This is a genomic window from Aeromonas sp. FDAARGOS 1419 (assembly GCF_019047045.1).
GTDB lineage: Bacteria > Pseudomonadota > Gammaproteobacteria > Enterobacterales > Aeromonadaceae > Aeromonas > Aeromonas veronii.
In genome coordinates this window covers 3,871,215-3,896,613 of the sequence record NZ_CP077209.1, presented here as the reverse complement: position 1 = coordinate 3,896,613, position 25,399 = coordinate 3,871,215, and the positions used below count along the sequence as shown (strand labels likewise).

Below are 25,399 nucleotides of genomic sequence, written 5' to 3'. Positions count from 1 at the left end.
ACTCATTGGGCCCTCAGGCGCCAGATTTCATGCTATCTATGCTCAATTTCATCTCTCCGAGACGACGGGCCAGCGCCCCGACGTTCCCGGCGCCTTGAGTCAGCACCAAATCCCCCTCGCCGATCAGGTCGGCCAGCACGGCTGGCACGTCATCTGGCGTGGCGACGAAGATGGGTTCCAGGTTGCCACGCGAGCGAATGGAGCGGCACAGTGCCCGTCCATCAGCGCCCGGGATCGGCTCCTCACCGGCAGCATAAACCTCCAGCATCACCAGCACGTCTACCTTGGAGAGCACATCGGCGAAGTCCTCGTAGAGGTCGCGGGTACGGGTATAACGGTGCGGCTGGAACACCATCACCAGGCGCTTCTCGGGCCAACCGGCACGGGCGGCATTGATGGTGACCTTCACTTCGCTCGGGTGGTGACCGTAATCGTCCACCAGCATCGCCTTGCCGCGACCGGTTTCAAACTCACCATACTGCTGGAAGCGACGACCGACCCCTTCAAATTTAGCCAGAGCAGAGATGATGGCGTCATCGCTGACACCGTCCTCTGTCGCGACAGCTATCGCCGCTGCGGCGTTCAATGCGTTGTGAATACCCGGCAAATTGAGGGTCACCTGCAGCTCACCCGCCTCTTTGCGGCGAACACGGAAGCAGCTGTGGTTGGTGGTCTGGACAAAATCCAGCACCTGCACATCGGCATCGTCAGAGAGACCGTAGGTCAAGGTCGGACGGGCAATCTCGGGCAACATGCCACGGATCACCGGATCATCGATGCAGACCACCGCCAGTCCGTAGAAGGGCAGATTGTGCAGAAACTCGATGAAGGTGGCCTTCAGCTTGGAGAAATCACCGCCGTAGGTATCCATGTGATCCGCTTCGATGTTGGTCACGATGGAAACCATGGGCTGCAGATGCAGGAAAGAGGCGTCGCTCTCGTCCGCTTCTGCAATCAGGTAACGGCTGCTGCCCAGCCGGGCATTGGTGCCGGCACTGTTGAGCAGGCCACCGATGACGAAGGTCGGGTCGCGGTCGGCTTCGGCATAGATGCTCGCCACCAGACTGGTGGTGGTGGTCTTGCCGTGGGTACCGGCAATGGCGATACCGTGACGGAAACGCATCAGCTCGGCCAGCATCTCGGCGCGGCGCACCACCGGGATCCGCAGTTCGCGGGCAGCCAGCAGCTCCGGGTTGTCCTGCTTGATGGCGGTAGAGACCACTACCACGCTGGCACCCTCAACGTGTTCGGCACTGTGGCCGACGAAGATGTGGGCGCCCAGTCCGGCCAACCGCTCGGTCACGGCGTTGCGAGCCAGATCAGAACCCGTTACCTGATACCCTTCGTTGGCAAGCACTTCGGCGATCCCGCCCATACCGGCACCACCGATGCCGATAAAGTGGATGCGACGCACGCGGCGCATTTCGGGGATCACAGTACGCAGTTTTGCCAGTTCAACCTTGGTCATAATCGTCTCTTTAGTCTGCCGCAGGCCGTGTGCCGTCAAAGCGCGGCTGCACGGCGGCATCAATACATACAGGTACAAGGCTGCACGGTGTCACCGCTGCAACCTTGCTCATCAATCTTTACCACGCTGCCCGGTTGCGAGCTGTTTGCACTCATCTGCAACCCGCTCGGCCGCATCTGTGATGGCAACGCGACGAGCCGCTTTCGCCATGTTAAACAGGGTCTCCCGGCGACCAGCCAGCCAGGTCAGGCGCGCCGCCAGCGATGCGGTATTCAGCTCGGACTGGGGCAGAAACTCGGCCGCACCGCCGTCGACCAGGGTCAGGGCGTTACGAGTCTGGTGATCATCCACCGCATGGGGCAGCGGCACAAAAATGGCAGCCACACCGGCGGCAGCCACTTCGGAAACAGTCAGCGCACCGGCACGGCAGACCACTAGGTCAGCCCAGGCGTAGGCGCTGGCCATATCCTTGATAAATTCGCTCACCTCGGCATTGATGCCGTGCAGGGCATAGGCAGCAGAGACAGCCTCGGCATTGCTCTTGCCACACTGGTGACGCACTTCAATGGGCACGCCGGATGCCGCCACCGCAGCAGGTACCTGCTCGTTGAGCACCCGCGCTCCCAGACTGCCACCCACGATCAGCAGATGCAGTGGCTCATCCCCGCTGCGCAGTTGCGGATCCGGCAGGGCGACCACTTCGGGACGCACCGGATTGCCCACCACGGCGGTGCGACGGCTCGGCGCGAAGGCGCCCGGAAATGCCATCAAGACCCGCCTGGCGATACGGGCCAGCAACTTGTTGGTCATGCCGGCAGCAGCATTCTGCTCATGGAGCAGCAGCGGGATGCCGGAGAACCAGGCCGCCACGCCACCCGGGCCGGAAGCAAAACCGCCCATGCCGAGCACCACATCAGGGCGAACGGTCTTGAGCACCTGACGCGCCTGCAGGATCGATTTGACGATGCGATAGGGCGCCACCAGCAGTCGTTTGATGCCGTTGCCACGCACCCCCTGAATATCGATGAAGGAGATGGGATAACCGTGGGCGGGCACCAGCTCCGCCTCCATCCGGTCGGCAGTGCCGAGCCAGTGGACAGTCCAGCCCTGGGCCTTCAGGCGATCGGCCACGGCCAGACCGGGGAACACATGCCCACCGGTACCACCCGCCATCACCAACAGAGTCTTGCTCACTAAACCTCCCGCACGCGCGCCTGGGCTGTCGCCTGACGCAACTCAAAATCGATTCGAATCAACATGCTCACCGCCACCGACATGATGATGAGACTGGAACCACCGTAACTGACCAGCGGCAGGGTCAAGCCCTTGGTTGGCATCATGCCACTGGCCGCGCCGACGTTAACGAAGGTCTGGAAGCTGAACCAGATGCCGATGCCGATGGCCAGATAACCGTCATAGAGCCGCTCTGCCACCAGCGCGCGATGCCCCAGCTTGAGCGCCTTGACCGCCAGCGCAAAAATCAGGAACAGGGCGCCCAGCACCCCGACGTAACCCAGCTCTTCACCGAGGATCGCAAACACGAAGTCGGTGTGCGCTTCCGGCAGGTACTCCATCTTCTGGATAGAATTGCCAAGCCCTTCGCCAAACCAGCTGCCACGACCAAACGCCATCAGCGACTGGGTCAACTGGTAGCCGCTGCCGAACGGATCGGCCCAGGGATCCATAAAGGAGGTCACCCGCCGCATCCGGTAGGGCTCGACGATGATCAGCATCACCACCGAGCCGAGGCCCGCGCCGATCAGGGTCAAAAACTGTCCCAATCGGGCACCGGCCAGAAACAGCATGCCGAACGAGGTAACGAACATCACCACGGTGGAACCCAGGTCCGGCTGCAACAGCAGCAAGACCGCCAGCACCCCAAACACCGCCAGCGGTTTCAGGAATCCGATCCAGGCTTCGCGCACTTCGCTCTGGCGCCGCACCAGATAGCCGGCCAGATAGACAAACAGCGCCAGCTTGCCAAACTCGGCAGGCTGCAGGTTGAAGGGGCCGAGCGGCAACCAGCGTACCGCACCGTTAACGTTCCGCCCCACCAACAGCACCAGCACCAGCATCAAGATCGCCAGCAGCAACATGGGGCCGTTGTGCTGTTGCCAGCGCGCCATCGGCACCTGCAACACAAACCAGGAGATACCGAGCGCCATCACCAGAAACAGGGCGTGACGCTTCACAAACATGAAGGGGTCATCCCCCAGCGCAATCCCCTCGGGAATCGACGCCGAGGCCACGATGACCACCCCGACCGCCATCAGAGAGAGTGCCAGCAGTACCAGCTGCCGATCGTAGAGACCGGCAGGACGCGCCGGTAACAACCAGCGCTGGAACAGACCTGCTGCTGCGCGAAGGGCGTTCATAGCGCCAGCACCATCTCGGTGAAGCGATCGCCGCGCACCTCGAACGACTTGAACTGATCGAGGCTGGCACAGGCCGGCGCCAGCAGCACCCAGTCACCGGGCTTCGCATCGGCCGCTGCTTTGGCAACTGCAGCGGCCAGGTCGGCCACCCGTTCGGTCTGCTCGCCCAGTGCCAGCAGCACCTCGGCATCCTGACCGAAGCAGTACATGTGATCGATCTGGTTGCCCAGCAGCGCCTGGATCGGGCCAAAATCCTGCCCCTTGCCCTGACCACCGGCCAGCAGCAACAGGCGCCCCTTGACCGACTCGCGCACACCGGCAACGGCAGCCAGCGTGGCTCCCACGTTGGTGGCCTTGGAGTCGTTGATCCAGCGCACCCCGTTCACTTCGCGCACAAAGCGGGCACGGTGCGGCAGACCTTCAAAACGGCGCAGCACGGTAAGTTGAGCTGCGCGAGGAATGCCGACCGCATCGCACAACGCCATGGCGGCCAGCGCGTTGGCCTGATTGTGGGCACCGACGATCTTCATCTCATCCACTGCCAGCAGTGGTTCACCGTGTAGGGTCAACCAGTAGCGGCCATCCAGCAGGCAGCGGCCATAGCCATTGCAGTCGAGACCAAAGCTCTGCCACACCTGACCCACATCGGGCAGGGTCTGGGCATCGTCACGATTGACCAGAATGTGTTTGGAGTGCTGATGGATCTCCATCTTGGCGGCGCGATAGTCGGCCATGCCCTGATAGCGATCCATGTGATCTTCTGAGAGGTTAAGCACCACGGAGGCGGCAGCACGCAAACTGTGAGTTGTTTCCAGCTGGAAGCTGGAGAGCTCCAGCACGCAGAGATCCATCGGCTGCTTGAGCAGCTCCAGCGCAGGCGTGCCGATATTGCCGCCCACACCGACATTGAGGCCGGCTTCGGCAATCATCTCGCCCACCAGGGTAGTGACGGTGCTCTTGCCGTTCGAGCCGGTGATGGCGATGACTGGGGTCTGGGTCTCGCGCACAAACAGCTCGATATCACCGACGATCTGCACGCCACACTCGGCAGCCGCTTTCAGTTCGGGGGTCGCCAGCGCGATACCCGGGCTTGCGACAATCATGTGCGCCTGCTTGAGCAGCGCCTCGTCGAGCCCGTGGATCAGCTCCACCTCCGGCGGCAGTTGATCCTTGCCGGGCGGGTTGGCGCGGGTATCCATCACCAGTGGCCTCACGCCACGGCCGAGGAAGTAATCGACACAGGAGAGTCCGGTTTTGCCCAATCCGATGATGATGACCATGGCCTTACCTCACCTTCAGGGTGGCAAGACCCAGCAGCACCAGTACGAGGGTGATGATCCAGAAGCGCACGATGACGCGCGGCTCCGGCCAGCCCTTCTTCTCGTAGTGGTGATGGATCGGCGCCATGCGGAAGATCCGCACGCCGCGCAGTTTGTATGAACCCACCTGCAGGATCACCGAGACAGTCTCCATCACGAAGACGCCGCCCATGATCACCAGCAAGAACTCCTGACGGACCAACACGGCGATGGTACCGAGCGCGCCGCCCAGCGCCAGGGAACCAACGTCGCCCATGAAGACCTGCGCCGGATAGGTGTTGAACCAGAGGAAACCCAGACCCGCCCCGACGATGGCGGTACAGACGATCACCAGCTCGGAGGTATAGGGCACGTAGGGAATGTGCAGGTAGTTGGCAAAGTTGACGTTACCGGTGGCCCAGGCGATCAGGGCAAAGCCCCCCGCCACCATCACGGTCGGCATGATGGCCAGGCCGTCGAGACCGTCGGTCAGGTTGACCGCGTTGGAGGTACCGACGATGACAAAGTAGGTCAGCACGATAAACATCAGGCCAAGCTGCGGCATCACATCCTTGAGGAAAGGCACCACCAGCTGGGTCTGCCCCTCATGGGTTGCTGTCGCATAGAGGAACACCGCCACCGCCAGCGCTACCGCGGATTGCCAGAAATACTTCCAGCGCGCGATCAGGCCGTCAGTATTCTTGCGCACCACCTTGAGGTAGTCGTCGGCAAAGCCGATGGCGCCATAGGCACCCAGCACAAACAGCACCAGCCAGACATAGGGGTTATCGAGGCGGCACCAGAGCAGCACAGACGTGAAAATCGCAGCAATGATCATCAGGCCACCCATGGTCGGGGTGCCCCGCTTGCTGAGGTGGGACTCGGGACCGTCGTTGCGGATCACCTGACCAAACTTCAGGATCTGCAGGCGACGTATCAGGCGTGGCCCCATCCAGAGGGCAACCCCCAGTCCGGTGATGATCGACAGGATGGCGCGAAACGTCAGGTAGGAGAAGACGTTGAAGAAGGTGAAGTGCGGGGTGAGCAGTTCGGCCAGCCAGACTAGCATGTGGCTGACTCCTGATGGCCTTTGACCATCTCGACGATATCTTCCATGCGGGAGCCACGGGCCCCCTTGACCAAAATCGAAATTTCCTGATGTGTATTTATCATTTGCGCAAGCACTTCAAACAACGATGCCTTGTTATCGAAATGTCGGCCCGCCGCGGCATCTGCGGTGTGGCGACTCTCTTCCCCCACTGTCAGCACGGCATCCAGACCGCGCTCGCGGGCATGACGGCCAACCCGGGCGTGTTGCTCGGCAGACTCCTCACCCAGTTCCCGCATATCACCAAACACCAGCACCTTGAAGCCACCCATGGCGGTCAGGGCATCGATGCCCGCCAGCACGGATTCCACGCTGGCATTGTAGGTATCATCCACCAGAGTCAGACCACCCCAGCGCTGGACGCAGAAGCGCCCCTTGACCGGCGCCATCTGTTCCAGCCCCGCCTTGACGGAGCCGAGGGATGCGCCGAGGGCCAGACAGCCCGCGGCGGCAGCCAGTGCGTTGGCCACGTTGTGGCGACCCGGGATCGCCAGAGTCAGGCTCAGCTCACCCTGCGGGGTCACCATCACGAACTCGGCGCAGCCTTGTTCGTTGAGTACAAGGTTGCGCGCATGGAACGGCTGGCTCTGATCTTCGATGGAGAAGGCGCACTGAATGCCGCGTTCCCGCCACTTCGGCCAGAATTCGTTGTCGGCATTGACGATGGCGGTGCCGCCTTCGCTCAGCCCCTCAAAGATTTCGCTCTTGGCGTGAAACACCCCTTCCAGCGAGCCGAAGCCCTCCAGATGGGCCGCCGCCACGTTGTTGATGATGGCGGCATCGGGTTTGGCCAGCGAGGTAGTCCAGGCGATCTCGCCCGGATGGTTGGCACCCAGCTCCATCACCGCAAACTTGTGCTGCGGCTCGAGGCGCAGCAGGGTGAGCGGCACGCCCACCTCGTTGTTGAAGTTGCCAGCGGTGGCCAGTACTTCCCCTTCGTTGCGCAGGATGGCGGTTGCCATCTCCTTCACCGTGGTCTTGCCGCAGCTGCCGGTAATGGCCAGCACTTTCGGGTTGATGCGCTCGCGCACCAGTTTGCCGAGGCGGCCCAGCCCCTTAAGACTGTCGGTCACCACCAGCTGGGGGATGGCCAGCGGCAGCTCACGCTCAACCAGCAGGGCAGAGGCCCCTGCCTGAACGGCCTGCTCGCAAAAATCGTGGGCATCGAAGCGCTCGCCGCGCAGGGCAACGAACAGGGCACCCGCGCCCAGAGTGCGGGTGTCGGTACTGACGACGCTGATCTCGCCGTCGTCACCAATCAGACGGGCATCGAGTACCTGCGCCAGCTCGGCAAGCCTGAGGGTCATCATTTGAATGACTCCAATAATGTGTGCAAGGCGGCGGCAACGGTTTCCCGGTCGCTGTAGTGCCGCTTGTCGGTTCCAATGATCTGATAATCCTCGTGACCCTTACCGGCCACCAGGATAATGTCCTGTTTGCTCGCCTGACCGATGGCCAGCGCAATCGCCTTGACCCGGTCGTGCTCCACCTGCACCGCAGCAGGATCGCGAAGACCCGCCACCATGTCGGCCATGATCCGGGCCGGCTCCTCGGTACGGGGATTGTCGTCGGTCAGGATCACGCGATCCGCATACTGCTCGGCCATGGCGGCCATCATGGGGCGCTTGCCGCGATCGCGGTCGCCACCACAGCCGACCAGACACCAGAGCTGGCCTGTGCAGTGCACCCGCAGGGCCTGCAATGCCTTCTCCAGCGCATCCGGGGTGTGGGCGTAATCGACCACCGCCAGCGGCGTATCGCCACCGCCAAAGCACTCCATGCGACCGGTCACCGGCTGCAACTGAGGCGCTGTCGCCAGCAGTTCGTTGAAGTCGTAACCGAGCACCAGCATCACGCCCATCGCGGCCAGCACATTGCTGACGTTGAAGCGCCCGAGCAAGGGGGCGGATAATACACCATTCCCCCAGCTGGAGTTAATCTGCGCGCGAAAACCTTGCTGGTGAAAATCGAGCTGCTGCGCCGTTAATTGACGGCCAGAATGGTGTTCAATCGGGCCATTAACACTGAACGCCACCGCTGCCGGGTACTTTTCGAGCCACTTGGCACCCAGCTCGTCATCGCGGTTGATCACCGCATTCGACTCATCGACCAGCTGCAGCAACTGTTCTTTGGCCGCGCCATAGGCTTCCATGGTGCCGTGGTAGTCGAGGTGATCCCGGCTCAGGTTGGTGAAAACGGCGGCGGCAAACGGCAGTGCGGCAACACGATGCTGCACCAGACCATGGCTGGAGACCTCCATCGCCACCAGATCCGCCCCCTGCGCTTGCAGCGCAGCCAGATTGGCTTGCACCTGCACGGCGCTGCCGGTGGTATTTTCCGCTTCGATCAAATTGCCAAACAGGCCGTTGCCGATGGTGCCCATCACACCCGCATTGCCACCCAGCAGGGTGCGCCAGTTGGCGACCAGCAGTGCCGTAGTGCTCTTGCCGTTGGTACCGGTGATCCCGACCAGATCCAATTTTTGGGCTGGCTGATCGTAGAAATAGCCCGCAAGAGCAGAGAGGTGAGCGGGCAGATCCCGCATCCCGATACAGGGAACCGGAGTCGATGGTGGGATAAATTCACCATCCTCCTCAAACACAACAGCGGTCGCTCCCTGAGCCACCGCCTGTTCGATAAACCGTCTGCCATCCACCTGATGACCACGAATGGCCACGAAGAGCGAGCCGGGGCCAACCCGCCGACTATCCAGCTGGATATCGGTCAGGGTGAGCGCCGGCGCCTGGATACCGAAGGGGCGCAGTAATGCATCAAGTGCGCGGGACAAGAGAAGCCTCCGTACGGGCAAGTTTGGTGGGCACCGCTGGCGGCACCGCATCGGGACGAATATTGAAGAGCTGCAGCACCCCGCCCATGGCCTCTGCAAACGGTGGGGTCGCCACGGCACCGCCATAGTAGGCGCTACCTTTTGGCTCGTTGATCACCACCACCATGACGAAACGGGGATCACTGGCGGGTGCGAAACCGGCAAACCAGGCCATGTAATCCTTGCCATAGCCACCGGCGACGGCGACCTTGGCGGTACCACTCTTGCCGCCGACCCGATAGCCCGGGATCTTGGCTTTTGGAATGGCGTTGTCGACCACATACTCCAGCGCCTGCAACATGGCGGAAGCGTTATTGTGGTCAATTACCTGCTCACCCTTGGGCGGCGTGGTCACCTTGACGATGGAGAGCGGCACCCGCTTGCCCTTGTTGGCCAGGGTGGCGTAGGCGGAAGCCAGTTGCAGCGGGGTGACCCGCAGGCCATAACCAAACGAGAGGGTTGCCCGCTCGATATCGGACCAGCGACGACGCTGGGGCAACATGCCGCTACTCTCGCCCATCAGCCCGCTGCCGGTATCCATGCCGAAACCGAACATGCTGAGGGTGTTGATCATCTCCTGCGCCGGCATCCGCAGCGCGATGCGCGACATACCAATGTTGGAGGAGTAACGCAGGATATCGTAGAGGTTGGTCGCCTTGTGGATACTGACGTCCTTGATCTGCTTGGCACCGATAAAGAGCGGACCACCGGGAATGAAATCTTTCCAGCTGGTGACACCTGCCTGCAAGGCACTGAGCAAAATCAATGGCTTGACGGTCGAACCCGGCTCGTAGGTATCAGTCACCACCCGGTTGCGTACCCGGAAGCTCTGATACTGGCCGCGGTTGTTCGGGTTATAGGAGGGGGTATTGACCATGGCGAGTACTTCACCGGTCTTGATATCCAGCATCACCATGGAGCCGGAGGTAGCCTTGTTCTCGTCGGTTGCCCGCTTGAGGGCACGGTAGGCCAGAGCCTGCACCCGCTGATCGATACTGAGCTGCAGATCGTTGGCGTTCTTGCCCTCTTTGACGATGCCAAGCCGCTCGATGACGCGCCCCTGACGATCCTTGCGCACCCGCATTTCGCCGGGTGTCGCCGTCAACCACTCGTTGTAGCTGCGCTCAATCCCTTCAATACCGCTGCCATCGATGTTGGTCACCCCCACCAGATGGGCGCTGATCTCGCCGGTCGGGTAGAAGCGGCGTGCTTCGGGGCGCAGGTAGACGCCCCCCAGCTTGAGCCCCTTGATATATTCCGCCACCGCAGGAGTAACCTGACGCTGCAGATAGACGAAGCGCTTGCTGGGGTTGGCGATACGGTGTTTGAGGGTATTGATGTCGAGCTTGAGCACGGCGGAAAGCGCCAGCCAGGCTCGCTCGTTATTGATGGCACCGGATTCATGCACTGTCTTGGGATCGGCCCAGACAGCTTCGACCGGCACAGAAACCGCCAGCTGCTCGCCGTTGCGATCGGTGATCATGCCGCGCACCGCCTGGGTAGAGGTGGTACGCAGGGAGCGCATGTCACCCTCCTGACGCAGACGATCCGGATTGATCACCTGGATCCAGGCCAGACGCAGGATCAGACCCACAAACGCGATGCCGATAAACACCGCAAGCGTGCGAAAGCGCCACGGATAGATCGATGGCGCTTTGACATTCGCTTTGGCAGCTTTGGCTGTAGCCTTGCGTTTCATGGTTGGGTAATTACCTTCTCGGTGGTCACCAGCGGACGACCCATCTGCAACTTGTCCATCGCCAGACTCGCCACCCGGGAGTGTTCAGCCAGGGTGCCCTGCTCCAGCAGCAGGTGGCGCCATTCGATATTGAGGCGATCCTCTTCCGCCATCAGATCATTCTGCTTGGCCGTCAGACCACGGGTCATGTTGGTCACCAGGATCACGGCAAACGCGGTCACCAGCACGGCGACCGACAGAAAAATCTGCAGCTTGTGCCGCCAGAGATCCGCAACGATCTCCTTGGCCAGATGAACACGCACTTCGCTCATCGCTTACTCCGCCAGCCGTTCGGCAACCCGCAGCACCGAGCTGCGTGACCGGCTGTTTTCAGATACTTCATGATCAGAAGGCTTGAGTGCCTTGCCGACCGACTTCAATTTGCGACCGCCAGCCAGCTGGGCTTCGGTCAACGGAATGCCGTAAGGCACTTCCGGCCCCTTCTCGTGCTTGCGGATGAAATGCTTTACCAACCGGTCTTCCAGCGAATGGAAGCTGATCACCGACAGACGGCCATGTGGTGCCAGCACTTCCAGCGCACCGTTGAGCGCGGTCTCGATCTCGTCCAGCTCGCTGTTGATATAGATGCGAATGGCCTGGAAGCTGCGGGTTGCCGCATGCTTGCCCTTCTCCTTGCTCGGGTTGACCCGGGCAATCATCTCCGCCAGTTGACGGGTACGCACATAAGGCTCGGTCACACGGTCATGCACGATGGCGCGGGCGATCTTCTTGGCAAAACGCTCCTCACCGAAGGTCTTCAGCACCCAGGCGATGTCATCCACATCGGCCTTGGCCAGCCACTCGGCGGCGCTCTGACCGGAGGTGGGGTCCATCCGCATATCGAGCGGACCATCTTTCATAAAGCTGAAGCCCCGCTCGGCGTCATCCAACTGGGGTGAAGAGACCCCCAGATCCAGCAGGAAGCCATCCACCTTGCCCAGTAAACCGCGCTCATCCAGATAGGAGGCGATGCCGGAGAAGGGGCCGTGCACGATTTCGAAACGGGGATCCTGGATCTTGGCTGCTTCAGCAATCGCCTGGGGATCGCGGTCGATGGCGATCAAGCGGCCATTGGGGCCAAGGTGCTGCAGGATCAGACGAGAATGACCACCACGGCCAAAAGTACCGTCGACGTAGACACCATCCGGCTTGATGGCCAGACCTTCAACGGCTTCGTGCAGCAGCACTGTGATGTGTTCAGCGGCTTGGGTCATTTATAAAGAGAAATCCTGTAGTCGTGGTGAGCTTGCCCAATCGTCCCCGGGCAGACCCAAGATGTCGTCATTGACCTGTTGCTGCCAGCGGGCTTCATCCCACAACTCAAACTTGTTGAGCTGGCCCACCAGCATGATTTTCTTGTCCAGCCCCGCATGGTTTCGCAGTGGCTGACTGAGCAGCAGACGGCCATTGCCATCCAGCTCGCATTCGGTTGCATGTCCCAGCAGCAGTCGCTGCAAACGGCGCTCTTGAGGATTCATGCTGGAGAGGGTCTTTAGCTTGCGCTCGACCTCTTCCCACTCGTTCAGGGGATAAAGCAGCAGACAGGGATGGGCAATATCGATGGTGCAGACCAGCTGGCCGTCGCTTTCGTCGCGCAGCCAGTCACGGAATTTGGTCGGAATCGCCAACCGCCCTTTACTGTCCAGGCTGATGGCATGAGCGCCACGCAACAAATTGCTGTCCCTGAAGGTGAATGAGGAGGCTGATTGCTCCTCTAAAAACCACTTTGATCCACTTTTCCCCACCTTGAAGTTTAAGGACGTGCAGGGGGCTTTTCAAGCAAGGAGATGGGGCAGAGGGAACATATTGACGCAGCATTTGCATACCGCGGATTGAGTAGGTTGATTTTCCACAAGTTATTTGGCGTTAAACTCTGGTGATTAATTGAAATAAGTGAATGAACTGAGAACACACACAATATGCGGGTGCGAACAATCATCCTGGGTTCTATCACCATCTATCGCTGCCATCGTGCCAAATACGAAACTATTCGATTGATTTAAAACATATAATTTCATTCAAAATGACAAGGCCGAAAATATCCTGCCAACGAAGCCATATTTTCTCATGCATAAAAAAGAGCCCCGCGATAAATCGCGGGGCTCTTCGGAATGAGGTCGGAGTCGGCCTGTAAGCCGGGTTCTGTACCGGGTTGCCCCGGGTAGCAATCATTCCTCTAGGCCAGCAATCGCTCGCTGGCTCAAGCAACCTACCCGCCCCCAACGCGGGCCGCGCCAATAGGGGCCTATTTGGTCTTGCTTCGGGTGGAGTTTACCGTGCCACGAACTGTTGCCAGTCGCGCGGTGCGCTCTTACCGCACCCTTTCACCCTTACCTGATCCCTTGCGGGCCATCGGCGGTCTGCTCTCTGTTGCACTGGTCGTAGGCTCGCGCCCCCCAGGCGTTACCTGGCACCCTGCCCTGTGAAGCCCGGACTTTCCTCCCCTCCGCCCGTCTGTCCCGAGGGACACAACGACGAAGCAGCGATTGCCCAGCCAACTCCGAGGTGCGGATTATACCCTTGCGATACGCACGGGGTAAACCGGCAATTCCCGTTTACAGCCATTTATCGCGCTTGGCCCCCGTTTACAGGCTGACTGATTGTCGATACAGGGGATTGCGCAGGTCAAAAAACAGTCTGATGACCTATTGACCGACTCAATAGTGCTCGAGACCGTATTTATAGAGGGCATTCTTCTTCACGCCGTGGATCTCGGCGGTCAGGGCGGCCGCTTTTTTCAGTGGCAGTTCGGTCACCAGCAGACCCAGAGTACGGATCGCCTCGGCTGGCAGATCCTCTTCTTCTTTGGAGGCGCCAGCCACGACCAGCACGATCTCGCCGCGGCAGCGGTTGTCATCCTCACCAAGCCAGGTCAGCATTTCAGAGGCTGGCAAACCGTGGATCGACTCGAAGGTCTTGGTCAGCTCGCGGCACACCACCACCTGACGCTCGCCGAGAATGCGAGCAATCGCTTCCACTGTATCCTGCACACGGCGCGGGGATTCGTAGAACACCAGCGAGCGGGTGTCTTCAATAACGGCTTGCAGGCGATCGTCACGCCCCTTGCTCTTGGCGGGCAGGAAGCCCTCAAAGGCAAAGCGATCGGTGGGCAGACCGGCCGCGCTCAGGGCGGTAATGGCGGCACAGGGACCGGGCAGCGGCACCACTTTGACCCCGGCTTCACGACAGCGGGTGACCAAGTGATAACCGGGGTCGCTAATAAGCGGGGTGCCGGCATCGGAGACCAGCGCAACACTCTTGCCCTCTTTGATCCGGCCGATCAGCACATCGGCTTTCTGCTGCTCGTTGTGATCGTGCAGGGCGAAGGTCGGCACCGAGATTTGGTAGTGGCTGAGCAGGATACCGGTATGACGGGTATCTTCGGCTGCCACCAGATCGACACTGCGTAAAATGTCCAATGCACGCTGGGTGATGTCCGCCAGATTGCCGATCGGAGTGGGGACTATATACAGGGTTGGGATGTCACTCATGGGATCTCCGAGTGCCCCGACAATTGTGTCGCCATATTGGCCCGTTTACACTATGGGGAACTTCAACACTGGTCGGGGAATGAACTTGAACCGGGTTACAAAGCAGTTAAGTGTATCACGACTCTTCGGCATCATACTCGCGGCAGTACTGCTCGCCGCCTGTGCGTCGGAGCCCAATCAACCGTCAGGGCCGTCAGGCATGCCCTCTGCGTTCTCCAATCTGACCAAGAATGCCCAGTGGTATCTTGAGCAGGTGGACCCCGCCAAGCCGGCCGAGGCCTTTACCTGGCAGATGCTGGCGGCACGCAGCTATCTGGCGCTCGGCCAGGCCAAACCGGCCTCGGCACTGTTCCAGCAATTGCAGAAGCAGGCCAAGGATCACGTTCAGAAGGCGCAGTTGCAACTGCTGCAAGCCCATCTGTTGCTGGCGCAAGGCCACGCCAATCAGGCGCTGATCCTGCTGGAAGGCAAACCCGAGGTGGTGCTGGATGCCGATACCCAGAAGGATTGGTATCGCCAGCGCGTGGTGCTGCAGCTCGACATCAACAACAAATTTGGCGCAGCCAAGTCATTGATTGCACTGGAGCCCTACCTCAATCAGAGCGAGCAGGCGACCAACCATCAGCAAATCTGGTCGTTGCTCAAAAGCATGACCCCCTCCACCCTGCAGGCGCTGGAAGAGGCTCCGGCCCCTGATGTGACCACCGGCTGGTTGCGACTGGCGGCACTGGTCAACGAGTTTGGCGCCCAGCCGAACCTGCTGGCCCGCCAACTGGCAGGCTGGAAGCGCGACTTCCCCAACCATCCAGCCCAGAAGGATATGCCGGCAGGATTGGGCGATCTGGCTGCTACTGCCAGCACCTCGGTGCAACAGATCGCTGTGCTGCTGCCCCTCTCAGGCAATCTGGAGCCGCAGGGCGCCGCTATCCGTAACGGTATGCTGATGTCTTATAAGGAAAATCAGGGGCAATTCACCCTGAACTTCTACGACACCCAGAGCAAGTCGACCGGCGATCTTTATAAGCAGGCGATTCAGGAAGGGGCAGACATGATCATCGGCCCGCTGCTGAAAGATCGTGTCGAGGAGCTGCTAAAAGCCAATCCGACCGTGCCGGTACTGGCGCTCAACGAGCTGGACAAGCCGGTCGTCAACGACACCACCTACTACTTCTCCCTCTCTGCCGCCGCAGATGCCGCGCAGGCAGCCCAGTACCTTTACACCCAGGGCTACCGTAAACCGCTGCTGATCGCCGCCCAGGGTCGGATCGGTTACAGCAGTATCAAGGCGTTCGAGCAGAGCTGGGCCACCCTGAGCCAGGATAAGCCGGTCGTTGCCACCTTCGGTGCCCGCAACGAAGTGCAGGGGATGGTCAAGAATGCCCTGAGCGGCCGCTCTACCGCCCGAGCTGGTGAAGTGGTGCAACTCTCTGATGCCGCACCGCGCAGCATCGATGCCGTTTATGTGGTGGCCAACAGCCTCGAAACCCGGATGATCAAGCCCTACGTTGATATCTCGGTCAATCCGATGGGCAGCCTGCCCATCTACACCAGCTCCCGTGGCTACGACAGCGCCGCAACCGAGGTCGCCTCCGAGCTCAACGGCATGCATATCGCCGATATGCCGCTGCTGCTGGGCGGCTACGAGAAACAGCGCGAGCAGATCGCACTGCTCTGGCCGCAGACCCAGGGCGACCTGCTGCGCCTGTTTGCCATGGGCTATGACGCCGTTGCACTGGCGGAAAATCTGCAACAGATGCGCAAAGTAGGCGGCATGCAGCAGGCCGGCATGAGCGGTCAGCTGAGCGTGGATGCCCAAGGTAATATTGTGCGGATGCTGAGCTGGGGTACTTACCAGAACGGCAAACTGGTCGACGAGAACGCCGTTCAGCAGCTGGAGGAGCCCTCCAATGAAGGAACTATGGAAACGGATGCGCCAGCAGTTGCCGAGCCTGTTCCCCTCACCAACGAGCAAGGGACAGCACTTTGAACAAGTCGCTGAACGCTGGTTGCAGGCTCAGGGCCTGCAACCGGTAGCTCGCAACTACCGCTGTCGTGGCGGTGAAATAGATCTCATCATGCACCAGGGCCAGACCCTGGTGTTTGTTGAGGTGCGCTACCGGGCCACCGGCAGCCATGGCGGGGCCGCCAGCTCGGTCACCCGCAGCAAACAGCACAAGATCATGCTGGCAGCGCGCCACTATTTGAAGCAACATGCCATCAACGAGGCCAATCAGGCCTGCCGATTCGATGTGATTGCGTTCGAGGGCGACCAGCCAGCCTGGATCCAGAACGCATTTTAAGAGGACCCTATGACTGACCGCATCAAAGAGAACTACACCGAAAGCATCCAGACCAAGATAGCCGCCGCCGAGGCGCTGCCGGATGCCATCCATACTGCAGCCCAGATGATCACCATCTGCCTGCTCAATGGCCACAAGGTGCTGGCATGCGGTAACGGTCCTTCTGCCGCACTGGCGCAACTGTTCATCTCCGAGCTGGTCAACTGCTACGAGACCCAGCGCCCCTCCCTGCCCGGCATGGCCCTGACCCCGGACATGGCAACCATCAGCGCCATCGCCACCGATCACGGTTTTGAAGAGGTCTACGCCAAGCAGATCCGCGCGCTGGGCCAGCCTGGCGACATTCTGGTGGTCATCACCACCTCCGGCCACAGCCGCAGCCTGATCAAGGCTGCCGAAGCTGCCCTCTCCCGCGACATGACCATAGTGGTGCTGAGCGGGGGTGACGGTGGCGAAATGGCAGGTCTGCTCGGCCCGAACGATGTGGAGATCCGTGTTCCCTCCGCCCGTCGCCCTCGCATTCTGGAAGTGAACCTGTTGACCCTGCACTGCCTGTGTGATCTCATCGACCAGACACTTTTCCCGCAACAGGAAGATTGAAACCATGAAAAAGCACACTATCCTGCTCGGTCTGCTGGTTAGCACCCTGCTGCTGCAAGGCTGCGCAGCCCTGGTTGTTGGCGGCGCCGCAGGGACTGCCAAGGCCTCTGGCGATCGCCGAACGCTGGGCGCGCAATGGGATGACCAGACCATCGAGCTGAAAGCGGCTAATCTGCTGGCCGACAACAAGCCGCTCAGCGCAGCCAGCAAGATCAGCGTCTACAGCAACAATGGCCGCGTCCTGCTGGTCGGCCAGACACCTTCTGACGTTTACAAGATTGAGGCGGGCAAAATTGTCAGTCGCATCGAAGGGGTCCGCCACGTCTACAACGAATTGCGCATCGGCCAACCTGCCAGTTTCACCACTCGCAGCAATGACTCCTGGATCACCTCCAAGGTGAAAGCCGATATGTTCGGCACCAAGAACTTCGACAGCACCAAGGTCAAGGTGGTCACCGAGAACGGCGAGGTGTTCCTGATTGGTCTGGTGACTCGCCAGGAGGGAGAGCAGGCAGTCAACATCGCCCGCCATGTCACAGGCGTGAAGCGCGTGATCAAGGCCTTCGAGTTCGCCCAGAACTAATAGCCGCTAACAAAACTAAGTTGATTCGAACGATACCAGTCCCCACATAGCCGGCATGACACGAAAAATCATCAGTAACCAGCTATGGAAGTCCTTGCAGCCACTTCTGCCACCTCACCAGCCTTCGCCACGGGGTGGCCGTCCACGCCTCGATGACTATGCCGTTCTCAACGGTATTCTGTTTGTCCTTACTACCGGGATCCCGTGGGAGGACTTACCCCAGTCTTTGGGTTTTGGCAGCGGAATGACGTGCTGGCGTCGCCTACGTGATTGGCAAGCTCAAGGCATCTGGCAGCGACTTCACGTGGCGCTCCTGAGCCAGCTACATCAAGCTGGCCACATCGACTGGAGTAGAACAAGCCTCGATGGCGCGAGCGTAGCCAGCCCCCGGGGGGCCAGGAAACAGGACGTAACCCGACAGACAGAGGCAAGCTGGGCAGTAAACGACATATAGTGGTGGACCGTCAGGGCATACCGCTCGCAGTGCTTGTATCAGGCGCCAATCGCCATGACTCGATAATGTTTGAGCCCTTGTTGGATGCACTTCCGGCGTTAGCAGGTAAGAGAGGGCGACCACGATGTCGACCTGACAAGCTACACGCAGACAAAGGGTATGATTTTCGCCGTTGTCGAGATTATCTGAGGCGACGGGGTATCAAGGTTCGTATTGCCCGGCGAGGCATCGATAGCAATGAGCGATTGGGTTGTCATCGCTGGGTTGTAGAACGCACTCATGGTTGGCTAGCAGGCTTTGGGAAGCTACGAATACGTTTCGAGCGACGGTTGGATATCCATCTCGCCTTGTTGACGCTGGCTTGCGCCGTTATCTGCCTACGCTTTGTTGAACGGTTTTGTTAGCGGCTCTAAGCCCGACCGCACATAAAAAACGCAGCCAATCGGCTGCGTTTTTTATTTGATCACCTTCAGGGTCGGACGACCGCTTGGACGCGGCGGTTCCGGCTCAGGCTCCACCGGCGCTTCAGCCTGCTCAAGCCAGATATCGTAACCCGGCTCGGGCGGGAACATAGTGCCCACGCCGTTCTCCCGGGCATGAATAGCCAGTACGGCTGCCATCGGGATGTAAACCTGCTGGGAGACCCCGCCAAAGCGAGCACTGAAGCTGATAGCCTCGTTATCCATGTGAAATTGCATCACGGCTCGGGGCGCGATATTCAGCACAATTTGCCCGTCCTGAGCAAACTGCATCGGCACCATCACATGGGGAATGTTGACGTTGACCACCAGATGAGGGGTCAGATCGTTGTCCAGCAACCAGTCAAAGAACGCCCGTAACAAGTACGGGCGGCTCGGTGTCATTGTCGGTTCCATGCTCATACGCCAGCACGGATCTCGCGTTCGGCTTCGGTCAGGGAAGCTTGGAAGGACTCACGCTCGAACAGACGAACCATGTAGGCCTTCAGCTCTTTGGCGCCACGACCGGTCAGGTCGATGCCAAGGCTCGGCAGACGCCACAGCAGCGGTGCCATGTAGCAATCCACCAGACCGAACTCTTCGCTCATGAAATAGGGCATTTCACCGAAGATCGGCGCGATGGCCAGCAGGTTGTCACGCAGTTCGTTGCGTGCCGCTTCAGCATCGGTACCGGCCATGATCTTGTCGGCCAGGGAGTACCAGTCCAGCTCGATGCGGTGCATCATCAGACGGCTGTTACCACGGGCAACCGGGTAAACAGGCATCAGGGGCGGATGCGGGAAGCGTTCGTCCAGATACTCCATGATGATGCGCGAGGTGTAGAGTGCCAGCTCACGATCAACCAGGGTCGGTACAGAGTTGTACGGGTTCAGCTCGGCCAGCTCATCCGGCAGATTGGCTGGATCAACCTGGCAGATATCCACGCTAACACCCTTCTCCGCCAGGACAATACGCACCTGATGGCTGAACATATCGTTGGCACCGGAAAACAGCGTCATTACCGAACGCTTATTGGCAGCTACAGCCATTGAACCCTCCCGTCATTAAAAAGCAGAAACGGCAATGAAGCATCTTGGTCTTCATTGCCGTGCATTATATTACCCGTATCTGGTCGCTTAGTGAACGTCGCGCCAGAATTCCTTCTTCAACAGCACAGTGAAGATGAAGAAGATCACGATGAAACCAAGCACCCAGAAGCCCATGCGTTCACGCTCCTGTTGTACCGGTTCAGCCGAGTAGACCAAGAAGTTTACCAGATCCAGTACCGTCTGATCATACTCTTCGTCATCCATTTCACCATTACCGTCAGATTTGATGCTGACAACCTGCTGGGTTTCCACTCCGTCGACCGTGTGAGTAGCGAACTCGGCACGGGGGGTTCCCTGCAACGGCTCCAGCACATGGGGCATGCCCACGGACGGGAACACGGCGTTGTTCACCCCGAACGGACGGGTCTCATCCACGTAGAAAGAACGCAGATAGGTGTAGATCCAGTCTGCACCGCGCACCCGGGCAACCAGAGTCAGATCAGGGGGCGGCGCACCAAACCACTTGGCGGCATCCTTCTCTGACATGGCGCTCTTCATCAGGTCACCGACCTTTGCGCCGGTGAAAATCAGGTTCTCTTTCATCAAATCTTCGGGGATCCCGAGATCTTCTGCGACCCGGTTATAACGCTGATACTGGGTAGAGTGGCATCCGGCGCAATAGTTCATGAAGGTGGCCGCGCCACGTTGCAGCGATGCCTTGTCACTCAGATCGTAATTGGCTTTGTCCAGATGAACAGCTCCGCCACTTGCAAATACCAAAGATGGCAGCAGGGTCAGCACTGCAAATATTATTTTTTTCATTTAAATGTAACCCTCTCCGGCAGCGGCTTGGTGCGTTCGTTTTTGCTGTAGAAGAACAACAGCACGAAGAAACCGAAATAACCCAAGGTACAAATCTGGGCAACCAGCGTCAGGGTCGGCGTCGACGGCAGTACACCCAGCACCCCCAGGATGATAAAGCAGACCACGAACTGGGCAATGTTCAGCTTGTGCAGCTTGCTGCGATAGCGAACAGAACGCACCTTGCAGCGATCCAGCCACGGCAGCAGGAACAGTACCACGATGGAGAGGCCCATCATGATGACGCCAAGCAGCTTGTCAGGTACCGCACGCAGAATCGCGTAGAAGGGGGTGAAGTACCACACTGGCGCGATGTGAGCAGGAGTCTTCAGGCCGTTGGCCACTTCAAAGTTCGGCTTCTCGAGGAAGTAACCCCACATATCCGGCTTGAAGAAGATGATGGCGCAGAAGAAGAACAGGAAGCCCGCCACACCGATCATGTCCTTGACGGTGAAGTAAGGGTGGAACGCCACCGCATCCAGCGGCCAGCCGTTTTCGTCCTTGTGCTTCTTGATGTCGATACCGTCCGGGTTGTTGGAGCCCACTTCGTGCAGCGCCAGAATGTGCATGGCAACCAGCATCACCAGCACCAGCGGCAACGCGATGACGTGCAGCGCGAAGAAGCGATTAAGGGTCGCACCGGAGATGACGTAGTCACCGCGGATCCACAGGGTCAAATCGTCACCGATGACCGGAATGGCGCCAAACAGCGAGATGATGACCTGGGCACCCCAGAATGACATCTGGCCCCAGGGCAGCAAGTAGCCCATAAAGGCCTCTGCCATCAGCACCAGGAAGATCAGCATGCCGAAGATCCACAACAGTTCACGAGGCTTCTGATAAGAGCCATAGATCATGCCGCGGAACATGTGCATGTAGACCACGATGAAGAATGCAGACGCACCGGTTGAGTGCATGTAACGCAGCAGCCAGCCGTACTCCACATCGCGCATGATGTACTCCACGGAGGCAAACGCACCTTCCGCAGAGGGGTTGTAGTTCATGGTCAACCAGATACCGGTGATGATCTGGTTAACCAGCACCAGCATGGCCAGCGAGCCGAAGAAGTACCAGAAGTTCAGGTTCTTCGGTGCCGGATACTTGGCCATGTGGTCGTTGTACATGGCCGTGAGCGGGAATCGATAATCGATCCAGCCCATCAGTTTACTCAACATGGTCAGGCCTCCTTGCCATCGGCACCGACCAGGATGGTGGTGTCATTAATGAATTGATAGGGCGGAATGACCAGGTTCAGCGGTGCAGGCACCCCCTGGAACACACGGCCGGCCATGTCGAACTTGGAGCCATGGCACGGGCAGAAGAAGCCGGACGTAACGCCCTGCACCTGCTCGCCAAAGCTGTCAGGCAGATAGGAAGGTGAACACCCCAAGTGGGTGCAAATACCGACCGCGACAAAAATTTCGGGCTTGATCGATCTGTACCCGTTATGGGCATAGTCAGGCTGCTGCGGCTCTTCAGATGAGGGATCCCGCAGCTTGTCATCATGCGCGGCCAGGGCATCCAGCGTCTGTTTGGTGCGTTTCACCACCCAGACAGGCTTGCCTCGCCACTCGACACGGATGAGCTGACCCGGTTCCAACTTGCTGATATCGACTTCAACCGGCGCACCGGCTGCTTTGGCCTTGGCGCTCGGATTCCATGACTTTATAAACGGCACTGCGGTAAACGCAGCTCCTACCCCACCAACGGCAACCGTTGACCAGGTAAGAAATCTGCGGCGACCGGTATCAACTGGCGCATTGCTCATCCAAAAACTCTCCCATGTGGACTCCGCACATTCTTATAGTGTCCCTGTTCCCCATTTTTCCCGTGACAACAGCGGCGGAAGCTGGATTTACAATTGCCACAGAAAACAGGGGAAATTTTAAAGAAAAGATAACAACTTGACAAGAAAGAGCGGTGAGCAATGAAAACAATAAAGAAACAATTTTTTGTCTTTTGTGACGCGTGGTTAGCATTGATGTCGGTAATATTACCAATAAAAAAAGCCTGGCAGTTGCCAGGCTTTTTTGACACTCGAAAGAGCGAGTACCAAAAGCGAATTAACGCTTGGAGTACTGCGGACGCTTACGAGCTTTGTGCAGACCAACTTTCTTACGCTCAACCTTACGGGCATCACGAGTAACAAAGCCAGCTTTACGCAGTTCGGAACGCAGGGTTTCGTCGTACTGCATCAGAGCACGAGTGATACCGTGGCGGATCGCACCAGCTTGACCGGAGATGCCACCACCGTTAACGGTGATGTACAGGTCCAGTTTCTCGGTCATCTCAACCAGTTCCAGCGGCTGACGAACTACCATGCGGGCAGTCGGACGGCCGAAGTACTGCTCCAGGGAGCGCTGGTTGATTACGATCTTGCCGCTACCCGCTTTGATAAATACGCGAGCAGTGGAGCTTTTGCGACGGCCGGTACCGTAGTATTGATTTTCTGCCATGTTGCCAGTTCCCGATTAGATATCCAGTACTTGAGGTTGCTGAGCAGCATGAGCATGCTCGGCGCCTGCGTAAACTTTCAGTTTACGGAACATGGCACGGCCCAGAGGACCTTTCGGCAGCATGCCTTTGACGGCTGCTTCGATTACCATTTCCGGTTTACGCTGAATCAGCTTGTCGAAGCTGATTGACTTGATACCACCCGGGAAACCGGAGTGAGCGTGGTACATTTTGTCGGTAAATTTCTTACCGGTTACGTGTACCTTCTCAGCGTTTACAACGATGATGTAATCACCGGTGTCAACGTGCGGAGTGTACTCAGCTTTGTGCTTACCACGCAGACGAGCAGCGATCTCGGTTGCGATACGACCCAGAGTTTTACCTTCTGCGTCCACAATGTACCAGTCACGTTTTACGGTTTCTGGCTTGGCAACGAAAGTTTTCATTAAGTTAAACCCAATTACCTGTTACAGACCCAATTGCTTATGGGGGCTCTCCCACAAACAACAAACGATGGCCTACCTGTACCCCTTCGAATACAAGTAAAGCTTAAAGTGTTGCTGTCTTATCGACAGCTGTAACGTGGGCCGAGCGATTATAAGTGAAGTTGCCTTAAATATCACCTGCTAATTTCACTGCCATGAAACCAGCAAATGTCGCCCGGCCCTACCTGCCGCAGATGCCCATCCGACTGGCAGGCGCGGTATTGTGACTAAGGAAGGTGCACTCTGGCAAGGTATTCGTGCGATTGCATTTCCTGAAGCCGCGAAAGACAGCGTTTGAATTCAAAATTCAGCAGCCCTTCGCCGTAGAGTTCTGTCATGGGAACCGCCGCCGACATGATGAGTTTGACGTGCCGTTCGTAGAACTCATCAACCATGGCAATGAAGCGGCGAGCCGCGTCATCCGTGCCTGTGCCCATTGGTTGCACATTGGCCAGCAGAACGGTATGGAACAGCCTGGCCAGCTCGATATAGTCGTTCTGGGAGCGGGGAGTACAGCAAAGTTGCTCAAATTCCATGTAGAGCACCCCTTCCCCCATCCCGAGCGACGCCAGCTGACGATGATTGACCTCGAACGTCCCCTCGCAAGCCGTGTGCCCACCGGTTAATTGCTGAAAATAGTGTTCAAGATTGGCTTTTGCCTGCAAATCCAGCGGGCAGTGATAAATCTCCGCTTGTTCCAGTGTACGCAGGCGATAGTCGATACCTCCATCCACGTTAAGTACCTCGCAATGGCGCTCGATAAGCTCGATAGCTGGCAGAAAACGGGCTCGCTGCAGCCCGTTGCGATAAAGATCATGCGGCGGAATATTTGAAGTGGCGACCAGCACGACACCGTGACCAAACAGCTCCTGAAACAGCGTGCCCAGCAACATGGCATCGGTGATGTCGGAGACAAAAAATTCGTCGAAACAGATGATGTCTGTCTCACTGGCAAGCTTGCTAGCCACCAGCTTGAGGGGATCGGACTGCCCGCTCAGCCCCTGCAGTTCATCGTGAATGCGGTGCATGAAACGGTGGAAATGGCTGCGCATCTTGCGCATCCCAGGCAAGCTGTCGAAAAAAGTATCCATCAGCCAGGTCTTGCCTCGGCCCACTCCGCCCCACATATAGATACCGAGGACGGGCTCCGGCGGCTTGGGCTTTTGCAGCCAACCCAGCAGCCCTCGAGATCTGGTCGGAGTCGGGCGCCGTAGCAAATCCTGATACAGTCGCTCCAGCCTGCTAATGGCCATCCCCTGCGCGGGGTCGGCCACAAAGCCGGGGCGCAGCAGATCCTGCTGGTATTTTTGCTGCGGTGTCATCCTTGAGCGCCTCTCCAAGTCCCTGAATCGAGGACAAAATGGTATCACGGCCTCAGGACGCACGGTATAGTGCCATCAAGGCATGGCGGTTATGACGACCGCATAAACCCACTCTGTTTTAGCTGTAACAAGGAGCATCTATGAGTCTGTTAACTGGGATCCTGCTGGCTGTCGCGGCCTTGATTATCGGTATCGTTCTCGGCCGTTTTTCGGTGCGTAGCCGCGATGCTGGCCGTCTGGAACAGGAACTGAAGAAGGCCCACAAGGAGCTCGAGAGTTATCAGGGCCAGATCAACACCCACTTCGCCGACAGTGCCGCCCTGATGGAGCAACTGGCCGAGCAGTATCAGACCCTCTATCGCCACATGGCCGAGCAGAGCAAATTCCTGGCCAAGGCGCAGGAACCGCTGTTCCGCGAATCATTGGTAGAAGAAGCCCCTGCCAATGTGGCAGAAGAGCCGGGCGTTCCGCCTCGCGACTATGCTGGCGCCTCTTCCGGACTGCTCAAGCAACCAAACTAGTTCCTCG

General features: G+C 58.9%; 25 protein-coding genes, 1 other RNA gene and 1 pseudogene. 6 read left to right on the top strand and 21 right to left on the bottom strand.

The window, feature by feature from the left end; genetic code table 11:
* Positions 1-13: 13 nt before the first annotated feature.
* From murC to rsmI, 13 genes are all read right to left on the bottom strand, one after another.
* On the bottom strand, positions 14-1,468 hold the full coding sequence (gene murC, locus I6L49_RS17830; RefSeq protein WP_075115835.1) for a UDP-N-acetylmuramate--L-alanine ligase: 1,455 nt from the start codon (positions 1,466-1,468) through the stop codon (positions 14-16).
* Between the two features lie 111 nt (positions 1,469-1,579).
* A complete protein-coding gene (gene murG, locus I6L49_RS17825) occupies positions 1,580-2,662 on the bottom strand; it encodes an undecaprenyldiphospho-muramoylpentapeptide beta-N-acetylglucosaminyltransferase (protein WP_216950043.1) in 1,083 nt (360 codons plus the stop codon).
* Entirely contained in the window at positions 2,662-3,843 is a 1,182-nt protein-coding gene (gene ftsW / locus I6L49_RS17820) for a cell division protein FtsW (RefSeq protein ID WP_005336154.1), read from the bottom strand. The genes murG and ftsW overlap by 1 nt, the downstream gene beginning before the upstream one ends.
* Positions 3,840-5,123, bottom strand: a complete 1,284-nt coding sequence (murD, locus tag I6L49_RS17815; protein WP_216950042.1) for a UDP-N-acetylmuramoyl-L-alanine--D-glutamate ligase — start codon at positions 5,121-5,123, stop codon at positions 3,840-3,842. Before murD ends, ftsW begins: the two co-directional genes overlap by 4 nt.
* Positions 5,124-5,127: 4 nt before the next feature.
* The gene (gene mraY / locus I6L49_RS17810; protein WP_005355120.1) at positions 5,128-6,210 is read right to left on the bottom strand and encodes a phospho-N-acetylmuramoyl-pentapeptide-transferase; all 1,083 of its coding nucleotides are present in this window, start codon (positions 6,208-6,210) and stop codon (positions 5,128-5,130) included.
* The gene (gene murF / locus I6L49_RS17805) at positions 6,204-7,559 is read right to left on the bottom strand and encodes a UDP-N-acetylmuramoyl-tripeptide--D-alanyl-D-alanine ligase (RefSeq protein WP_216950041.1); all 1,356 of its coding nucleotides are present in this window, start codon (positions 7,557-7,559) and stop codon (positions 6,204-6,206) included. Before murF ends, mraY begins: the two co-directional genes overlap by 7 nt.
* The gene (murE, locus tag I6L49_RS17800; RefSeq protein ID WP_216950040.1) at positions 7,556-9,088 is read right to left on the bottom strand and encodes a UDP-N-acetylmuramoyl-L-alanyl-D-glutamate--2,6-diaminopimelate ligase; all 1,533 of its coding nucleotides are present in this window, start codon (positions 9,086-9,088) and stop codon (positions 7,556-7,558) included. The genes murF and murE overlap by 4 nt, the downstream gene beginning before the upstream one ends.
* Entirely contained in the window at positions 9,021-10,775 is a 1,755-nt protein-coding gene (locus tag I6L49_RS17795; RefSeq protein ID WP_076493169.1) for a penicillin-binding transpeptidase domain-containing protein, read from the bottom strand. The genes murE and I6L49_RS17795 overlap by 68 nt, the downstream gene beginning before the upstream one ends.
* Entirely contained in the window at positions 10,772-11,086 is a 315-nt protein-coding gene (gene ftsL, locus I6L49_RS17790) for a cell division protein FtsL (protein WP_005336166.1), read from the bottom strand. Before ftsL ends, I6L49_RS17795 begins: the two co-directional genes overlap by 4 nt.
* Positions 11,087-11,089: 3 nt before the next feature.
* The gene (gene rsmH / locus I6L49_RS17785) at positions 11,090-12,028 is read right to left on the bottom strand and encodes a 16S rRNA (cytosine(1402)-N(4))-methyltransferase RsmH (RefSeq protein ID WP_005336168.1); all 939 of its coding nucleotides are present in this window, start codon (positions 12,026-12,028) and stop codon (positions 11,090-11,092) included.
* A complete protein-coding gene (gene mraZ / locus I6L49_RS17780) occupies positions 12,029-12,487 on the bottom strand; it encodes a division/cell wall cluster transcriptional repressor MraZ (RefSeq protein WP_013723406.1) in 459 nt (152 codons plus the stop codon).
* Between the two features lie 442 nt (positions 12,488-12,929).
* Positions 12,930-13,316, bottom strand: an RNA gene (rnpB, locus tag I6L49_RS17775) — RNase P RNA component class A.
* A gap of 155 nt (positions 13,317-13,471) precedes the next feature.
* Positions 13,472-14,305, bottom strand: a complete 834-nt coding sequence (rsmI, locus tag I6L49_RS17770) for a 16S rRNA (cytidine(1402)-2'-O)-methyltransferase (RefSeq protein ID WP_047438714.1) — start codon at positions 14,303-14,305, stop codon at positions 13,472-13,474.
* Between the two features lie 199 nt (positions 14,306-14,504).
* Here rsmI and I6L49_RS17765 point away from each other — a divergent pair, with 199 nt between their 5' ends.
* From I6L49_RS17765 to I6L49_RS17745, 5 genes and pseudogenes are all read left to right on the top strand, one after another.
* Complete coding sequence (locus tag I6L49_RS17765; protein WP_254127497.1) at positions 14,505-16,292, top strand: penicillin-binding protein activator; 1,788 nt, start codon at positions 14,505-14,507, stop codon at positions 16,290-16,292.
* Positions 16,234-16,605, top strand: coding sequence for a YraN family protein (locus tag I6L49_RS17760; protein ID WP_005341723.1), 372 nt, complete (start codon positions 16,234-16,236; stop codon positions 16,603-16,605). Before I6L49_RS17765 ends, I6L49_RS17760 begins: the two co-directional genes overlap by 59 nt.
* A gap of 9 nt (positions 16,606-16,614) precedes the next feature.
* Positions 16,615-17,205, top strand: a complete 591-nt coding sequence (locus tag I6L49_RS17755) for an SIS domain-containing protein (RefSeq protein ID WP_005336275.1) — start codon at positions 16,615-16,617, stop codon at positions 17,203-17,205.
* Positions 17,206-17,209: 4 nt separating this feature from the next.
* Positions 17,210-17,788, top strand: coding sequence for a division/outer membrane stress-associated lipid-binding lipoprotein (gene dolP, locus I6L49_RS17750; protein ID WP_005336277.1), 579 nt, complete (start codon positions 17,210-17,212; stop codon positions 17,786-17,788).
* 55 nt (positions 17,789-17,843) lie between these two features.
* Positions 17,844-18,565: pseudogene (locus I6L49_RS17745) on the top strand (IS5 family transposase); the annotation flags it as partial.
* A 132-nt stretch (positions 18,566-18,697) separates the two neighbouring features.
* Here I6L49_RS17745 and I6L49_RS17740 read toward each other — a convergent pair.
* From I6L49_RS17740 to zapE, 8 genes are all read right to left on the bottom strand, one after another.
* Positions 18,698-19,123, bottom strand: a complete 426-nt coding sequence (locus I6L49_RS17740; protein WP_005336278.1) for a ClpXP protease specificity-enhancing factor — start codon at positions 19,121-19,123, stop codon at positions 18,698-18,700.
* On the bottom strand, positions 19,120-19,749 hold the full coding sequence (sspA, locus tag I6L49_RS17735) for a stringent starvation protein SspA (RefSeq protein WP_005336279.1): 630 nt from the start codon (positions 19,747-19,749) through the stop codon (positions 19,120-19,122). Before sspA ends, I6L49_RS17740 begins: the two co-directional genes overlap by 4 nt.
* Positions 19,750-19,836: 87 nt before the next feature.
* Positions 19,837-20,571: a cytochrome c1 gene (locus I6L49_RS17730; protein ID WP_150389841.1), complete on the bottom strand. Its 735-nt coding sequence runs from the start codon at positions 20,569-20,571 to the stop codon at positions 19,837-19,839.
* On the bottom strand, positions 20,568-21,785 hold the full coding sequence (locus I6L49_RS17725) for a cytochrome bc complex cytochrome b subunit (protein WP_040068842.1): 1,218 nt from the start codon (positions 21,783-21,785) through the stop codon (positions 20,568-20,570). Before I6L49_RS17725 ends, I6L49_RS17730 begins: the two co-directional genes overlap by 4 nt.
* A 2-nt stretch (positions 21,786-21,787) precedes the next feature.
* A complete protein-coding gene (gene petA / locus I6L49_RS17720; RefSeq protein ID WP_040068840.1) occupies positions 21,788-22,378 on the bottom strand; it encodes a ubiquinol-cytochrome c reductase iron-sulfur subunit in 591 nt (196 codons plus the stop codon).
* A 295-nt stretch (positions 22,379-22,673) separates the two neighbouring features.
* Complete coding sequence (gene rpsI, locus I6L49_RS17715; protein WP_005336286.1) at positions 22,674-23,066, bottom strand: 30S ribosomal protein S9; 393 nt, start codon at positions 23,064-23,066, stop codon at positions 22,674-22,676.
* 15 nt (positions 23,067-23,081) lie between these two features.
* On the bottom strand, positions 23,082-23,510 hold the full coding sequence (rplM, locus tag I6L49_RS17710) for a 50S ribosomal protein L13 (protein WP_005336289.1): 429 nt from the start codon (positions 23,508-23,510) through the stop codon (positions 23,082-23,084).
* A 266-nt stretch (positions 23,511-23,776) separates the two neighbouring features.
* Positions 23,777-24,871: a cell division protein ZapE gene (zapE, locus tag I6L49_RS17705; protein ID WP_216950038.1), complete on the bottom strand. Its 1,095-nt coding sequence runs from the start codon at positions 24,869-24,871 to the stop codon at positions 23,777-23,779.
* 140 nt (positions 24,872-25,011) lie between these two features.
* Between zapE and I6L49_RS17700 the strand changes: the two genes are divergently transcribed.
* Positions 25,012-25,392, top strand: a complete 381-nt coding sequence (locus I6L49_RS17700; protein ID WP_005356646.1) for a YhcB family protein — start codon at positions 25,012-25,014, stop codon at positions 25,390-25,392.
* Positions 25,393-25,399 lie beyond the last annotated feature (7 nt).

Excerpts from the sequence above, each read along its gene's own strand:
- I6L49_RS17730 (WP_150389841.1), bottom strand. The coding sequence starts at position 20,571 with ATGAAAAAAATAATATTTGCAGTGCTGACCCTGCTGCCATCTTTGGTA.
- I6L49_RS17760 (WP_005341723.1), top strand. The coding sequence starts at position 16,234 with ATGCGCCAGCAGTTGCCGAGCCTGTTCCCCTCACCAACGAGCAAGGGA.
- murE (WP_216950040.1), bottom strand. The coding sequence starts at position 9,088 with ATGCGGTGCCGCCAGCGGTGCCCACCAAACTTGCCCGTACGGAGGCTT.
- zapE (WP_216950038.1), bottom strand. The coding sequence starts at position 24,871 with ATGACACCGCAGCAAAAATACCAGCAGGATCTGCTGCGCCCCGGCTTT.
- rplM (WP_005336289.1), bottom strand. The coding sequence starts at position 23,510 with ATGAAAACTTTCGTTGCCAAGCCAGAAACCGTAAAACGTGACTGGTAC.
- rpsI (WP_005336286.1), bottom strand. The coding sequence starts at position 23,066 with ATGGCAGAAAATCAATACTACGGTACCGGCCGTCGCAAAAGCTCCACT.
- I6L49_RS17700 (WP_005356646.1), top strand. The coding sequence starts at position 25,012 with ATGAGTCTGTTAACTGGGATCCTGCTGGCTGTCGCGGCCTTGATTATC.
- I6L49_RS17740 (WP_005336278.1), bottom strand. The coding sequence starts at position 19,123 with ATGAGCATGGAACCGACAATGACACCGAGCCGCCCGTACTTGTTACGG.
- dolP (WP_005336277.1), top strand. The coding sequence starts at position 17,210 with ATGAAAAAGCACACTATCCTGCTCGGTCTGCTGGTTAGCACCCTGCTG.
- I6L49_RS17755 (WP_005336275.1), top strand. The coding sequence starts at position 16,615 with ATGACTGACCGCATCAAAGAGAACTACACCGAAAGCATCCAGACCAAG.
- petA (WP_040068840.1), bottom strand. The coding sequence starts at position 22,378 with ATGAGCAATGCGCCAGTTGATACCGGTCGCCGCAGATTTCTTACCTGG.
- sspA (WP_005336279.1), bottom strand. The coding sequence starts at position 19,749 with ATGGCTGTAGCTGCCAATAAGCGTTCGGTAATGACGCTGTTTTCCGGT.
- murC (WP_075115835.1), bottom strand. The coding sequence starts at position 1,468 with ATGACCAAGGTTGAACTGGCAAAACTGCGTACTGTGATCCCCGAAATG.
- ftsL (WP_005336166.1), bottom strand. The coding sequence starts at position 11,086 with ATGAGCGAAGTGCGTGTTCATCTGGCCAAGGAGATCGTTGCGGATCTC.
- I6L49_RS17765 (WP_254127497.1), top strand. The coding sequence starts at position 14,505 with ATGCCCTCTGCGTTCTCCAATCTGACCAAGAATGCCCAGTGGTATCTT.
- ftsW (WP_005336154.1), bottom strand. The coding sequence starts at position 3,843 with ATGAACGCCCTTCGCGCAGCAGCAGGTCTGTTCCAGCGCTGGTTGTTA.
- murD (WP_216950042.1), bottom strand. The coding sequence starts at position 5,123 with ATGGTCATCATCATCGGATTGGGCAAAACCGGACTCTCCTGTGTCGAT.
- I6L49_RS17795 (WP_076493169.1), bottom strand. The coding sequence starts at position 10,775 with ATGAAACGCAAGGCTACAGCCAAAGCTGCCAAAGCGAATGTCAAAGCG.
- rsmI (WP_047438714.1), bottom strand. The coding sequence starts at position 14,305 with ATGAGTGACATCCCAACCCTGTATATAGTCCCCACTCCGATCGGCAAT.
- mraY (WP_005355120.1), bottom strand. The coding sequence starts at position 6,210 with ATGCTAGTCTGGCTGGCCGAACTGCTCACCCCGCACTTCACCTTCTTC.
- I6L49_RS17725 (WP_040068842.1), bottom strand. The coding sequence starts at position 21,785 with ATGTTGAGTAAACTGATGGGCTGGATCGATTATCGATTCCCGCTCACG.
- murF (WP_216950041.1), bottom strand. The coding sequence starts at position 7,559 with ATGATGACCCTCAGGCTTGCCGAGCTGGCGCAGGTACTCGATGCCCGT.
- rsmH (WP_005336168.1), bottom strand. The coding sequence starts at position 12,028 with ATGACCCAAGCCGCTGAACACATCACAGTGCTGCTGCACGAAGCCGTT.